Below are 12,414 nucleotides of genomic sequence, written 5' to 3' on the forward strand. Positions count from 1 at the left end.
CGGGCCGTTGGCCGGGCAGGGGCACGGGGCATGTCAGGCTCCACCGGCTTCCTCCTGCCGGCAGCACCTATGATCCTCGGATTGAAGGGCTGCCAGTGGCGCTAAGGGCAATCGAACGGCGCGCCTATCGTTGCGAGCCGGCTTTTGGGCGGCGTGACCGCCGGTGCGACTGAACCCAGGGGTGAATTTCAAACACCACGTCTGTGCCCTGGGTCTCTTTCAACCTCGATGCGACCACCGCATTCCGGTATTTTTGTGAGGCAGATCTCAAAAGAAGATTTTGTGGATACGGCGCTATGACCACCCTAAATCGTGCAATTTCGCATCGTCGATTCCGAAGTGATGGGCCACTTCGTGCATGACTGTAACTCCGATTTCTCGCACTACATCTTCACGTGTTTCGCAGGCTCTGAGCGTCGGATTCTTGAAGATCGTTATGCGGTCGGGAAGTGCGCCCGTGCCCCAGTCCAGGTCTCGTTCCGTGAGTGTGATGCCCTCGTATAGCCCCAGAATCTCAGGGTTTTCGGGTTCTCCTGGGAGTGGCTCGCACTCATCTTCGATGAAGAAAATGACATTGTCCATCATTGCGAATGCAGCCTCCGGAATGGCGTCGATGGCCTGCTCGACCAAGGTCTGGAATTCGTCGTCATCCATCTCAAAAAGCATGCTCCCAGACTATGCCTGCGCACCCGATTTGGCATGGGCAAAACTCGTCCGGGTTCCGATTTTGCAAAAGCAAAAAACACTGCGTATAGTTATTGGAGTCCGCTACGGAGAAGCAAGAAACCGAAGCGAACAACTTAGGCCCCCATCGTCTAGCGGCCTAGGACACTGCCCTTTCACGGCAGCGGCACGGGTTCGAATCCCGTTGGGGGTACAAACAACCACTTTGTGGTTGTCAGATGGAGAAATCCATTGGCTTGCGAAAGCAAGGCCCTGTAGCGCAGTTGGTTAGCGCGCCGCCCTGTCACGGCGGAGGTCGCGGGTTCAAGTCCCGTCAGGGTCGCTCAATTTACTATTGTAATAGTAAATTTGGTGTCCACTTAGTGGTACCAGGCTCTGTAGCTCAGTTGGTAGAGCGTTCGACTGAAAATCGAAAGGTCACCGGATCGACGCCGGTCGGAGCCACGCAGGCCCTCGGTTTATCCCGGGGGTTTTACTGTGTGACTTGAATTTATTCAAAGCACTAGGCCCTGTAGCGCAGTTGGTTAGCGCGCCGCCCTGTCACGGCGGAGGTCGCGGGTTCAAGTCCCGTCAGGGTCGCACACTAAACAGAAGCTCCGGATTCCGGAGCTTTTGCTGTATCCAGGGGCAATTAGTTCGCGCGGCCAAGATGCCGCGGACCAATCCAGCGATTGCTCAGCCGCCGGTATGCGGCTGCAGCGCTAGTCATGTCCTCGTCTTCCAATGCCTGAATGCCGTGCATCAAATCGTTCACGGAATCATCGGGCCACACAATTTCTGCCAACAGGCCATAATCCAGTTCTATGACCGAGCGGCTGTCGAAGGATTCCAGCCAGCCGCCAAGGCTGCCCAGCTCTTCGAAGAGCTGCGACTGCGGCGCGTGGGATGCCAGCGCTTGGACTGCCCAAGCCAAGCGGTCAATGGCCTGTTCAAAGGTGGCGTACATGCGGACCGCCTTCAGCTGCTCACCGCTGTGAACCAGCTCGTGCTCGTCATCCTCGCGGAAGAGGGCAAACCAGCCCAGCGGGATGCCCCATGAAGAGGTCCTCGTGTGCAGATGGGTCAGGTCATTGGCCAGGCGGTCGGCATCAACGCGTTGCGCGTTAGCCTGCCGCGCTGCCGGCGGTACCAGCAGGTCGAAAACCTCGGTCCGCATGGCTTCTTCGGCTTGTTCGGCAGCGAGCAGGCTACGTGCCTGCAGTTGCCCCGGGCAGTAGCGGGTGTGCTCGGTGCCTTGGTAGTCCAATGACTTCACGCTGCGGAAGAATTCCGGCTCGTTGTGCGGGAACGGGTCGGAGACATTGCGCAGGGTGCGGCTCCAAAGCCGTTCGTTTTCAAAGGCATCCCACTGCTCCCCGGTGCGCCGCGGGGTGCGCAGGATGATGGACTGGGCCCAATCCTCAAAAGCATCCAGCGGCTCGTAGACGCGCAAGTGCGCTGTAGCGGCGGTCAGCTCTGCGGCAGGCCCAGTCATCTTTGCCGTCATGACTAGTCGGCCAGCTCCACGATGACCGGGGCGTGGTCGCTGGCGCCCTTGCCCTTGCGTTCTTCGCGGTCAATATTTGCGCCGGTTACACGTGCGGTCAGCGCCGGCGAGGTCAGTGAGAAATCGATGCGCATGCCTTCGCCCTTCGGGAAACGCAACTGCGTGTAATCCCAATAGGTGTATTCGCCTTCGGTGTGCGGGCGCACGACGTCGGTGAAGCCTAGCTCCTCGAAGGCGGCGAAGGCGGCACGCTCTGGCGCCGACACATGGGTCAATTTGTTCTCGATGAAGAAGTCGATATCCCAAACGTCTTCGTCCTTTGGCGCGATGTTCCAATCGCCCATCAATGCAATCTGCGCCTCGGGGTTTTCCTGCAGCCACCCGGCGGATTCCTGCTTGAGCACATCCAACCAGTTCAGCTTGTAGCCCATGTGCTCATCAGCCAACGCGCGTCCGTTAGGTACATACAGGCTCCAGATGCGCACCCCGCCACAGGTTGCCGCGATGGCGCGAGGTTCTTGGATCGGGTTCTTTCCGGCCTTGCCGAACTCTGGCTGCCCAGGGAAGGTGCGTTCAACATCGTCGAGACCAACGCGAGAAGCGATGGCAACGCCATTCCACTGGTTGACTCCGAAGTGCGCTACCTCGTAATCGTTGTTCTCGAACAGTTCCCAGGGGAAATTGTCGTCTTTGCACTTAGTTTCCTGGATAGCCAGGACATCTACATCGGTACGTCGCAGCCAATCCTCAACACGGTCGGCGCGGGCTCGTAGCGAGTTCACATTCCAGGTTGCAATCTTCACTAGTTCAACCTATCAAGTTTGCTGTCTTGTGCCACTTCAATTTAGTTGGAAGTCCGAGTATATTCGACACTAGTAGGTGACCTCAATCACTCAAAGGAGAGTCTGTTGCCTGAGATTCTGACCGAACGCCGTGGGCACCTGGGACTCATTGCGCTGAACCGGCCGAAGGCCCTGAATGCCCTGAACGCGGACATGTGCCGGGAATTCCTCGACGCACTACTGGAGTGGCGCGATGACCCGGATATTGCCCAGGTTGTGGTTATGGGCGCAGGAGAGCGCGGCCTGTGCGCAGGCGGGGATATCGTAGCGATCTACCGGGATATCGTGGACCGCAGCGGTGCTTCGGCGGAATTCTGGCGCATCGAATATCAGCTCAACGTCCTGATCGACGAGTACCCTAAGCCGTACATTGCGCTCATGGACGGAATCGTCCTTGGCGGCGGCATCGGCATATCGGCGCATGGCAGCCATCGTATTGTTACCGAAACCAGCCGTTGCGGCATGCCGGAAGTCGGTATCGGATTCTTCCCGGACGTGGGCGGAACGCATTTGCTGGCGCGTGCGCCGCATGCCGCCGGACGATTGGCGGCATTGACTGGAATGAAATTTGGCGCAGCCGACACAATCGCTTTGGGTCTGGCCGACTCCTACGTGCCGCGAGCCCGGATCCCGGACTTGCTCGCTGACCTTGAAACCCGGCCTGTTGTGGCGGTGCTGGCCAACTATGCCGAGATTCCGGAGCCTGGATTCCTGCAAGAAGAATGGGTGCAGGCCTTTGGCGAGGCAAGCACCCCAGCGGTCATGCGTGCCCTGGAGCAATGCGACTGCCCGCAAGCCCAAGGGGCGCTGGAGGCATTGGGCGCCGCATGCCCAAGCTCGGTGCGCCTGGTCGAGGAACTGATACGCCTGGCTGGAGCTGATTTGAGATCCGACCTGCAGCGAGAGTATCGGGCTGCCGTTCACCGGCTTGATGACCCCGATTTCGCCGAAGGCATTCGCGCCGCAGTCATCGACAAGGACCGCAATCCGCAATGGTCGGAAGTAGTCCCAGGGCAAAGCCCTGGGCAACGCACGCAACGGCACCTGGCGCCCCTGCCCGGGGCAGAACTAACTTTCGCACTGCTCGGTGAAGATCTAGAGGAAAAGAGCCACTCATGAGCGCAAAACCAGTCATCGGATTCCTGGGCATGGGCCATATGGGACTGCCCATGGCCATCAACCTGCACAAGGCCGGCTACCGGATCAGGGGCTTCGACGTGGTTCCTGCCGCGGTGCAGGCCGCCCAAGAAGCAGGCATCGACACCGTGGCTACCGGCGCCGAGGCGGCCGCCGACGTGGATATCGTGATCACCATGTTCCCTTCGGGCAAGCACGTGCTCGATGCCTACCGTGGATACCTGCTCGATAGCGCCAAGCCCAATACGCTGTTCCTGGAGTGCTCCACCATCGACGTGGCCCAGGCCCGTGAAGCGGCGCAGCTCGCGGTCGACGCGGGGCATCGGAGCGCCGACGCCCCGGTGTCCGGAGGCGTGGTCGGGGCAGAAGCGGGGACTTTGACCTTCATGCTCGGTGCGCAGGCCGAAGATCTTGGAGAGATCACCCCGCTGCTTGAGCATATGGGCAAGCGAATCGTGCACTGCGGCGGATACGGTGCCGGCCAGGCCGCCAAGGTCTGCAACAACATGTTGCTGGGCATCTCGATGATTGGCGCTGCCGAGGCCTTCGTGCTCGGAGAACGGCTGGGCTTGGAGCACCAGGCTCTATATGATGTCATTTCCTCGGCCTCGGGACAATGCTGGTCGGTCACCACCAATTGCCCGGTGCCCGGACCTGTGCCAGCTTCGCCTGCCAATCGCGATTACCAGCCAGGATTTGCCGCCGCGTTGATGGCCAAGGACCTCGGCCTGGCCGCTAGCGCATTGGAAGATACGAGCACCGATGCCCAGCTCGGTTCATTGGCCGCCGCGCTGTACCGCAAGTTCAGCAATGAAGGCAATGCAGGGACCGACTTCTCCGGGATCATCAACGCGATCCGCGATGGATCGCTATAGGAAGTCCCCAGAGGCCTTGCGGAAGCGGGCCAGGATTTCGAAAATTTCGGTTGCGTCGGTGCCGGAAAGATTGCTCTGGGCAAAGAGCTTTTCGTTCAGGTCGTCGCGGGCCGCAGGCAGCACTTGCTGGCCTGCGGCCGTGAGCTCCAGAAGGCGGGTGCGGCCGTCGGTTGGGTGCGGGATGCGCCGCACCAAACCGGTGGCTTCCAGCCGGTCTACCGAGTTGGTCAGGCTGGTGGCGTGCACCTGCAAGAGCTGGCTGGCCTGGCTCATGGGCAGGGAACCACGCTTCGAGAAGCCGAGCAAGGCGAGTACTTCAAATCGCGCAAAGGTCAGTCCGTGCGGCTTGAGGATGGCATCGGCTCGCTGCAGGTAAATCGATGCCGTGCGCATCACCGCGGTAATTGCGGCCATGGAGTCGGCCTCGGCTGACCACCCATGGGAAATCCACTGTTCCCTGGCTTGCGCGATTGGATCGCGTGAGAGCGGAGAAGTCATTTGCATACCCCCAAAAGAAGACTTAGTCCAACAATATACTTGGACTTCCTATGGTTTGGAAGGAATCCCCGGATGGACCTCTTGAATGTGGCCGGACAACTGAGTGAAACCGAACGGCAGCGACTGCTTGAAATCAGGCAGGTAGCGCAGCATGAGGTGCGCAAGCAGTCCGTTGGCTATTGGAACCGCGAAGAATTTCCAACCGAGATGATCGGAAAACTGGCCAAACTCGGACTGGGCGGATTGCAGCTAGGGGACAGCTCGCATCTGCTGCGGGGACTGATTCATGCAGAACTCGCCCGCGCCGATATTTCAACCTCGTCCGTGGTCGGCATCCATAACGAACTAGTGCTCGGGATGATCCGCGAATTGGGGTCAGAAGAGCAGCGCGCGCAGTGGCTGGGCAAGCTCGCCGGCTTTGAAGCCTACGGCGCATTTGCGCTGACCGAACCGGAACATGGATCGGATATCGCCGGCGGCATACGGAGCACCGCGCGGCGCGACGGTAACGAGTACGTTCTCAACGGCGCCAAGCGCTGGATAGGCATGGGCACCTTCAGCGATTTCGCGCTGGTCTGGGCCAAGAACGAAGAAACTTCGCAGGTCGGGGCCTATCTCGTTGAAGCGAATCGCCCTGGATACAGCACCTCCAAGATCGAAAACAAGATCGGGCTGCGGATCATGCAAAACGCGGATATCCAGCTGGACAATGTGCGGATTCCCGTTGCGAATAAGCTTCCAGGGGTGACCAGCTTCGCTGCCGCAAACCAGTTATTGATGCAATCTCGCGCTTGGGTGGGGTGGCAGGCTGTAGGAGCGATGATGGCAACGCTCGACATCTGCAGGGACTACGTCGCACAGCGCCAGCAGTTCGGGCAGCCACTGGCCGCATTCCAGTTGATTCAACAGCCCCTGGCCGAAATTGCAGGCAATCTGAGCGCCTGCCTTTCCATGATGTGCGACATTGCCCGCAAGCAAGAGTGCGCGGAATTGCAAATGGTGGATGCGGCAATGGCGAAGTCGACTGCCACGCGCCTGGCGCGGGACTCGGCCGCCCTGGGCCGAGCGATGCTTGGCGGCAATGGCGTCGTGAGCGATTTCGAAATGGCCAAGGTCTTCTGCGATGTTGAAATTCTCCATACCTATGAAGGCACCTATGAAATCAATTCGCTGATTGTGGGACGTGCCCTGACCGGAGTGAGTGCCTTCGTGTAGCCGGGACTTGCGTCTTCCGGAATTTTCCAAAGTAATCCATAACAAGTACTTTCCAATGTGGAAAGTACTTGTTATGGTTGAGGAACCCGGAAGGCCAAAGTCAAAGGAGCAGGACAATGAAGATGCCATTCAGCACCTGGTACACCATCATCACCGTCGCGGCAGGTCTGGCCTTCGCGGCAATGGCCCTGGCCGCCTATGCCACGGGCAACAACTCCCTGATCTTCATCGGCATGGGCTTCTTCATGGCAATTTGCATGACCATGACGTCCATCCACGCGCAGCGTCAGCAGAAGGCTCGAAAGGCGGCCAGCAAATGAACTCCGGCAAGAAAATGAGCCCCGAAGAGCAACTCGCCGCCCTGGGGCTGGCGCAGCAGGGAATGCAGCGTGCCGCCGGGTACGGAGCCAAATTGCTGGGCACCTATTGCATCATCTTGGGAGTGCTCATGGGCGCTCTGGCCGCACTGCTGCAGGTTTATCGTCCCGATGTGAATTTCATCGGCTTCATTGTCATCATGGCATTGTTCTGCGTAGCCGTTGTAGCAATATCCTTGGCCTACGGGAAGCTCTACCGCTCGCTGCCGCGCGGGCATTCCAAGATGTACCTTCGGGGGTTCATCGCCAGCATGGTGCTTTATGCGGTGGCAGTTGCATTGCTCGGAGCGGGGCCCATGGGCTGGGGCGCCATCGCGTTGATCTGGATTATCGTTGCTGCGCCTTTGGCGCTGACCGGAATTGCGATGGTGCGCAAGTGAGTGCCCACGCTCGCGAACGGCTCAACGACGACTTCTCCAACCCGGTGCGGCTTTCGCTGATGGGTTCCTTGCAAGCCGTGGATGAAGCTGACTTCAAATCCTTGAAAGAAGCCATCGGCATTTCGGATTCTGTGCTGTCGAGGCACTTGAGTGCGCTGGAGGCCGGCGGGTACGTGCAGATCAAGAAGGGGTATGTGGGCAAAAGGCCTCGTACCTGGGCGAAGCTGACTTCGGCCGGGCAGGAGGCCTTTGCGCAACATGTTCAGGCGCTGAAGGAAATCACCGGCCTGGGGTAATTCCTCAGGCGCGCCACCATTTGTCCCAGTAGGTGGCCGGTACGGTGCGCTTATGCCGTGATCCCAAGAAGCGCCGCTCAATGGCTTCGGCCGCCGAAGGCTCAATCTCGTGGCCTTCGAGGTAATCGTCAATCTGCGGATAGGTCAGGCCGAGCTCCTCTTCATCTGCACGCAGCGGCTGGCCGTCCAGCAGATCCGCCGTAGGCTCCTTGGCCCACAGCAGCTCAGGAGCCTGCAGCTCGCGCAGCAGTGCCTGGTTCTGGCGCTTATTCAGCCCGGCCAGGGGCAGGAGGTCCGCTCCGCCATCGCCGAACTTGGTGAAGAAGCCGGTGATCGATTCGGCCGCGTGATCGGTGCCCAAGACCAGCATCCCGCGGTCGCCAGCCATGGCATACTGCATGATCATCCGGGTGCGGGCCTTGAGGTTGCCACGGTTGAAATCGCTCAGCGCCAGGTGGCCCGCATCGGCCAGAGCTTCATCGAAGGCGGCGACAGGCTTTTGAATGTTCACCTCGAACTGCTCATCGGCAGCCACGAAATCCATGGCCGCTTCCGCATCGGCTGCATCCGTCTGCACGCCATGTGGCAGGCGCACCGATACGAATCGGGCCTCGCCGCCTGCTTCGCGCACCTCTTGAACGGCCAGCTGGGCCAAGCGGCCAGCCAGCGTTGAATCGATACCGCCGGAAATGCCCAGCACGAAACCCCTGGCCCCGGTAGCTGCCAGATAGTCCTTGAGGAAATCGATACGACGGCGAATCTCGTCGGCCGCGTCGATTTCCGGGCGCACGCCCAGCTCTTCAATGATCTTTGCTTGCAGTTCACGCATGCTTCTAATCCTAGGCATGAGCCATCGCCGTGCGGTACCGCTGCACAGGCTGGCAGCGAAAGTTAATCTGTTCTCAATAAATCCCGGAGGGACTATTCGGAAACCTGGTCTGGATCCCAGCCGAGATTACGGGCGATCTTCTCCAGGGTTTCGACCACGGCGTCATATTCGGAACCGTCCAGATCCTGTCCGAACTGAGTGCGGATCTTTTCCACGAGCTCACTGAGCTTGAGCAACGAGGTGTGGCCCCGATCAGTGATGGAATACTCGCCGTTGATTGCCGTAACCCAACCGGATTCGATCAACTCGGCAAGGTGCTCTCTCAATGATTGCGGTTCATCCGGGGAGGCGAAGAACGGGGAAAGCCCGGCGTCCAGTTGCGCCTCGGTGGCAGGTTGCTGCTCCAGCAGGTTAAGCACCTGCCATTGCCTGCGTGTCACACCGTGTTCTTCCAGAGTCGCTGCAAACTGCTCGTCAATCAGCGAATCCACCAATTTCAGCCAGTAACCCAAGGGGCGTTTTGCGTTCATGGAATCAGCCTAGCCATGATGCCGACTAGAATCGAGGGTATGAGCGAAACCAGCGCCCGTGAGCGACTAAAAGAACTGATCCAAGAACTAGCCATTGTGCGCGGCAAGGTCACCTTGTCCTCGGGCAAGGAAGCTGATTACTACATCGATCTGCGCCGTGTAACCCTGCATCAGGAAGCATCGGGCTTGGTTGGCGAAGTCATGCTTGACCTGCTGGACGAAGCCAAGCTGGAATTCACCAATGTTGGCGGCCTGACCATGGGCGCTGACCCGGTAGGCACCGCCATCATGCACACCGCACGTGCCAAGCAGCGCGCCATCGATGCATTCGTGGTCCGCAAGGCGCAGAAGTCCTACGGCATGGGCCGCCAGGTCGAGGGGCCGAGCGTCGAAGGCCGCGATGTCATCGTGCTCGAAGATACCTCCACCACCGGCGGTTCGGCGCTGACCGCTGTCGAAGGCGTGCGCAAGGCCGGCGGCAACGTGATTGCCGTGGCCGTGATCGTTGACCGCGACACCGGGGCCAAGGAACGCATCGAAGAAGAAGCCGGTGTTCCGTACCTGTTCGCCTACGGCAAGAACGAGCTGGGGCTGTAGCCAGCAAGAGATTCCCTGAACAGCACCTCGTTGCCCGCCGGAAAATTCCCGGTGCGCGGCGAGGTGCTTTGCTTTGCCCGCCTAGCTGCTGCGCGCGGGGCCGGTGGTCTTGCGCACAACGAGCACCGCTGGCAGGTGTCCCGGGGATTGAACGTTCTCGCCCGCAAGCAGGCCCAGCAGCATATTCACCGCCTGGGCGCCCATCTCATGCAGCGGCTGGCGCACGGTGCTCAGCGGGGGAGTGGACTGCGCCGCGGCGGGGATGTCATCGAAGCCGATGATCGAAAGATCGCCGGGAACCGCTAGCCCGCGCTCGCCGGCCACCTGCAAGGCGGCCAGGGCCGAAAGGTCGTTGGCCGCGAAGATCGCGGTGGGTGGTTCGGGCAGGTCGAGCAGGTCATTGGCGGCCTGCACTGCGGCGTCATGCTGGTAATCGCCATCGTGCGTCAGCCGCTCGTCGAATTCCACGCCGGCCTCTTCCAGCGCCCGGCGGTAGCCCTGCTCGCGCAGGTGCGCGGATGCCAGGTCCCCGCGTCCGCGGATATGCCCGATCCGGCGATGGCCGAGATCAAGCAGGTGCTTGGTGGCGGTGTAGGCCCCGGCGCGGTTGTCCACGTCGATGGCAATCGGCATTTCGGGCCCGGCGTGCGGGTCGATGGCAACGACCGGCACCGAGCTGTGCGGGACTTCTACGGTGGGGGTGACGATGATGGCCCCGTCGATCAGCGTTCCGCCCAAGCGGGACAGGGAGCGCCGCTCCCAGCCGGCATGCCCTTCGGGGGAAAGGTTGCCCGCGTAGGCCATCAGATCGTATTGCGTTCCGCGCAGGGTCGCGGAGATGCCGTTGAGCAGGCCCAGCGAGAAGGGCTCGAACTCCGCTACCAGAATGCCGATGATATTGGTGCGGGTGCTGCGCAGCGAGGAAGCGACCAGCGAGGTCTCGTAGCCCAGATCGCTGATGACCTGGTGGACCTTGGCGATGGTGGCCGGGGCGACCCCGTAGCGGCCATTGACGACCTTGGACACGGTTGAGACGGAAACCTGCGCGGTGCGCGCGACATCGTTGATGGTCACGCGTGCGCTGGAGGGCTCGCCAGGGATCTGCTCCCGCTGGGCACTGGCGAGCTCGGGGTTTCCGGTCTGAGGGGTCATCACCTGACTAACAGTAGCGCAAAATTTCCCCGGAACCCGGGACTTCGCGGGGAAACGGCAAGCAATCGAGGGCAGATTGATAACGTTTTCGCAATGGATTTCGAAAACGTTATCGAAAACGATTGACATGACCTGCGTCACGGTGCAATTCTTGGTGGAGCCAATCGCCTGCCGTCCGATGCCGGCAGGCCATCATCACAGCTGAGGAGCACGAGCATGTTACCCAAGATCCGAGGTGCGCAGATTCTGGCGCTGGCCGCCACGACTGCCCTGCTGGCCACTGGCTGCGCCTCCGGCGTAGGCCAGGAAGGGAAATCGGCAGACGGAACCACCACCATCACCTGGTGGCACAACTCCAACAATGGCGACGGCAAGGCATACTACGAACAGGTAGCAGCCGACTTCGAAGCCGCCCATGAAGGGGTGGACGTCGAAGTCAGCGCAATGCAGCACGAGGACATGCTCACCAAGCTCGATGCAGCCTTCCAGAGCGGCGATGCCCCGGATGTCTACATGGAACGTGGCGGCGGGGAGCTCGCGGCCCACGTGGCCGCGGGACTGACCAAGGACCTGACCGAGGCGGCCTCCGAGGAAATCGCCTTCCTCGGCGAGAGCGCCGGCGGCTGGCAGCTCGATGGCAAGACCTACGCATTGCCGTTCTCGCTGGGCGGGGCCGGGTTCTGGTACAACAAGGCGCTGTTCAAGGAAGCGGGCATCGACTCGGCCCCGCAGACCTTCGATGAACTGATCGAGGCCACCGGGAAGCTGAAGAAGGCCGGTATCGACCCGATTTCCATCGGGGCGGGCGACAAGTGGCCAGCTGCCCACTACTGGTACTACGCGGCCGTGCGCGAATGCTCCCAGCAGACCCTGGCAGACTCGGTCGCCAATCTCGATTTCAGCGACCAGTGCTTCACCAAGGCCGGGGAAGATGTGGACCAGCTGATCAAGGCCGAGCCATTCAACCCGGGCTTCCTCTCCACCCCGGCGCAGTCCGGACCGACCTCCGCTTCGGGCCTGCTGGCCACCGGAAAGGTAGCCATGGAACTGGCTGGCCACTGGGAGCCAGGAGTCATGCAGGGCCTGACTGAGGATGGTGCTGGCATGGGCGATGACACCGGGTGGTTCCCTTTCCCCGCCATTGAAGGCGGCCAGGGCGACCCGGCCGCGCAGCTGGGCGGAGGCGATGCCTGGGCCGTTTCCGAAGGCGCCCCGGATGCGGCGGTGGACTTCGTGAAGCACATGCTCTCCGACGAGGTCCAGCGCGGTTTCGCCGAACTGGACATGGGCCTGCCGACCAACCCGGCAGCCAAGGATGCAATCTCGGATCCGGCACTGGCCTCGCTGATGGACGTGCGCGACAAGGCACCGTACTTCCAGCTGTACTTCGACACCTCGTTCGGCGCATCCATTGGCGGCGCCATGAACGATGAAATTGCCCTGCTCTTCGCCGGCAAGTCCGACGCGCAGAAGATCGTCGACGCCAGCCAAGATGCCGCTGACCTGGAGAAGTGAT

General features: G+C 60.8%; 15 protein-coding genes and 4 tRNA genes. 12 read left to right on the forward strand and 7 right to left on the reverse strand.

The genetic code is table 11. The annotated features are described in order from the left end of the window. Nucleotides 1-294 precede the first annotated feature (294 nt). A complete protein-coding gene (locus ACRDT3_RS13720; protein ID WP_431493510.1) occupies nucleotides 295-654 on the reverse strand; it encodes a metallopeptidase family protein in 360 nt (119 codons plus the stop codon). Between the two features lie 150 nt (nucleotides 655-804). Between ACRDT3_RS13720 and ACRDT3_RS13725 the strand changes: the two genes are divergently transcribed. From ACRDT3_RS13725 to ACRDT3_RS13740, 4 genes are all read left to right on the forward strand, one after another. Then, nucleotides 805-877 (forward strand) — tRNA-Glu (locus ACRDT3_RS13725). 55 nt (nucleotides 878-932) lie between these two features. Then, nucleotides 933-1,006, forward strand: a tRNA-Asp gene (locus ACRDT3_RS13730). Nucleotides 1,007-1,055: 49 nt separating this feature from the next. Beyond that, a tRNA-Phe gene (locus tag ACRDT3_RS13735) sits at nucleotides 1,056-1,128 on the forward strand. 61 nt (nucleotides 1,129-1,189) lie between these two features. Beyond that, nucleotides 1,190-1,263: transfer RNA gene (locus ACRDT3_RS13740), tRNA-Asp, on the forward strand. 52 nt (nucleotides 1,264-1,315) lie between these two features. Here the strand turns inward: ACRDT3_RS13740 and ACRDT3_RS13745 are convergent. Together ACRDT3_RS13745 and ACRDT3_RS13750 are read right to left on the reverse strand one after the other, a co-directional pair. After that, complete coding sequence (locus ACRDT3_RS13745; RefSeq protein WP_431493511.1) at nucleotides 1,316-2,158, reverse strand: hypothetical protein; 843 nt, start codon at nucleotides 2,156-2,158, stop codon at nucleotides 1,316-1,318. A gap of 14 nt (nucleotides 2,159-2,172) precedes the next feature. Beyond that, nucleotides 2,173-2,973 carry an exodeoxyribonuclease III gene (locus ACRDT3_RS13750; RefSeq protein ID WP_431493512.1) on the reverse strand — a complete coding sequence of 267 codons (801 nt, stop codon included), beginning with the start codon at nucleotides 2,971-2,973 and terminating at the stop codon, nucleotides 2,173-2,175. Nucleotides 2,974-3,078: 105 nt separating this feature from the next. Here ACRDT3_RS13750 and ACRDT3_RS13755 point away from each other — a divergent pair, with 105 nt between their 5' ends. Then, the gene (locus ACRDT3_RS13755) at nucleotides 3,079-4,131 is read left to right on the forward strand and encodes a 3-hydroxyisobutyryl-CoA hydrolase (protein ID WP_431493513.1); all 1,053 of its coding nucleotides are present in this window, start codon (nucleotides 3,079-3,081) and stop codon (nucleotides 4,129-4,131) included. Further along, on the forward strand, nucleotides 4,128-5,024 hold the full coding sequence (gene mmsB, locus ACRDT3_RS13760; RefSeq protein WP_431493514.1) for a 3-hydroxyisobutyrate dehydrogenase: 897 nt from the start codon (nucleotides 4,128-4,130) through the stop codon (nucleotides 5,022-5,024). Before ACRDT3_RS13755 ends, mmsB begins: the two co-directional genes overlap by 4 nt. On the opposite strand, the gene ACRDT3_RS13765 is transcribed toward mmsB, so the two are convergent. Beyond that, nucleotides 5,019-5,522, reverse strand: coding sequence for a MarR family winged helix-turn-helix transcriptional regulator (locus ACRDT3_RS13765; protein WP_431493515.1), 504 nt, complete (start codon nucleotides 5,520-5,522; stop codon nucleotides 5,019-5,021). The genes mmsB and ACRDT3_RS13765 overlap by 6 nt on opposite strands. A 72-nt stretch (nucleotides 5,523-5,594) precedes the next feature. Here ACRDT3_RS13765 and ACRDT3_RS13770 point away from each other — a divergent pair, with 72 nt between their 5' ends. The 4 genes from ACRDT3_RS13770 (at nucleotide 5,595) to ACRDT3_RS13785 (ending at nucleotide 7,790) form a co-directional block, all read left to right on the forward strand. Beyond that, nucleotides 5,595-6,737, forward strand: coding sequence for an acyl-CoA dehydrogenase family protein (locus tag ACRDT3_RS13770; RefSeq protein WP_431493516.1), 1,143 nt, complete (start codon nucleotides 5,595-5,597; stop codon nucleotides 6,735-6,737). A gap of 116 nt (nucleotides 6,738-6,853) precedes the next feature. After that, the gene (locus ACRDT3_RS13775; protein ID WP_431493517.1) at nucleotides 6,854-7,057 is read left to right on the forward strand and encodes a hypothetical protein; all 204 of its coding nucleotides are present in this window, start codon (nucleotides 6,854-6,856) and stop codon (nucleotides 7,055-7,057) included. Then, nucleotides 7,054-7,494, forward strand: coding sequence for a hypothetical protein (locus tag ACRDT3_RS13780; protein WP_431493518.1), 441 nt, complete (start codon nucleotides 7,054-7,056; stop codon nucleotides 7,492-7,494). The genes ACRDT3_RS13775 and ACRDT3_RS13780 overlap by 4 nt, the downstream gene beginning before the upstream one ends. Further along, nucleotides 7,491-7,790: a winged helix-turn-helix domain-containing protein gene (locus ACRDT3_RS13785; protein WP_431493519.1), complete on the forward strand. Its 300-nt coding sequence runs from the start codon at nucleotides 7,491-7,493 to the stop codon at nucleotides 7,788-7,790. The genes ACRDT3_RS13780 and ACRDT3_RS13785 overlap by 4 nt, the downstream gene beginning before the upstream one ends. A 4-nt stretch (nucleotides 7,791-7,794) precedes the next feature. On the opposite strand, the gene nadE is transcribed toward ACRDT3_RS13785, so the two are convergent. Both nadE and ACRDT3_RS13795 read right to left on the reverse strand, forming a co-directional pair. After that, a complete protein-coding gene (nadE, locus tag ACRDT3_RS13790) occupies nucleotides 7,795-8,619 on the reverse strand; it encodes an ammonia-dependent NAD(+) synthetase (RefSeq protein WP_431493520.1) in 825 nt (274 codons plus the stop codon). Between the two features lie 92 nt (nucleotides 8,620-8,711). After that, nucleotides 8,712-9,149, reverse strand: a complete 438-nt coding sequence (locus ACRDT3_RS13795) for a MarR family winged helix-turn-helix transcriptional regulator (protein ID WP_431493521.1) — start codon at nucleotides 9,147-9,149, stop codon at nucleotides 8,712-8,714. A gap of 39 nt (nucleotides 9,150-9,188) precedes the next feature. On the opposite strand from ACRDT3_RS13795, the gene pyrE reads away from it, so the two are divergent. After that, nucleotides 9,189-9,746 (forward strand): orotate phosphoribosyltransferase, encoded by a 558-nt coding sequence (gene pyrE / locus ACRDT3_RS13800; protein ID WP_431493522.1) that lies wholly within the window; start codon nucleotides 9,189-9,191, stop codon nucleotides 9,744-9,746. Between the two features lie 81 nt (nucleotides 9,747-9,827). Here the strand turns inward: pyrE and ACRDT3_RS13805 are convergent, their stop codons facing one another. After that, nucleotides 9,828-10,898, reverse strand: a complete 1,071-nt coding sequence (locus ACRDT3_RS13805; RefSeq protein WP_431493523.1) for a LacI family DNA-binding transcriptional regulator — start codon at nucleotides 10,896-10,898, stop codon at nucleotides 9,828-9,830. Nucleotides 10,899-11,114: 216 nt separating this feature from the next. Here ACRDT3_RS13805 and ACRDT3_RS13810 point away from each other — a divergent pair, with 216 nt between their 5' ends. Further along, nucleotides 11,115-12,413, forward strand: coding sequence for an extracellular solute-binding protein (locus ACRDT3_RS13810; protein WP_431493524.1), 1,299 nt, complete (start codon nucleotides 11,115-11,117; stop codon nucleotides 12,411-12,413). The last annotated feature ends 1 nt before the right edge of the window (nucleotide 12,414 follow it).

Origin of the sequence: Glutamicibacter sp. (genome assembly GCF_050701915.1) — a bacterium.
GTDB lineage: Bacteria > Actinomycetota > Actinomycetes > Actinomycetales > Micrococcaceae > Glutamicibacter.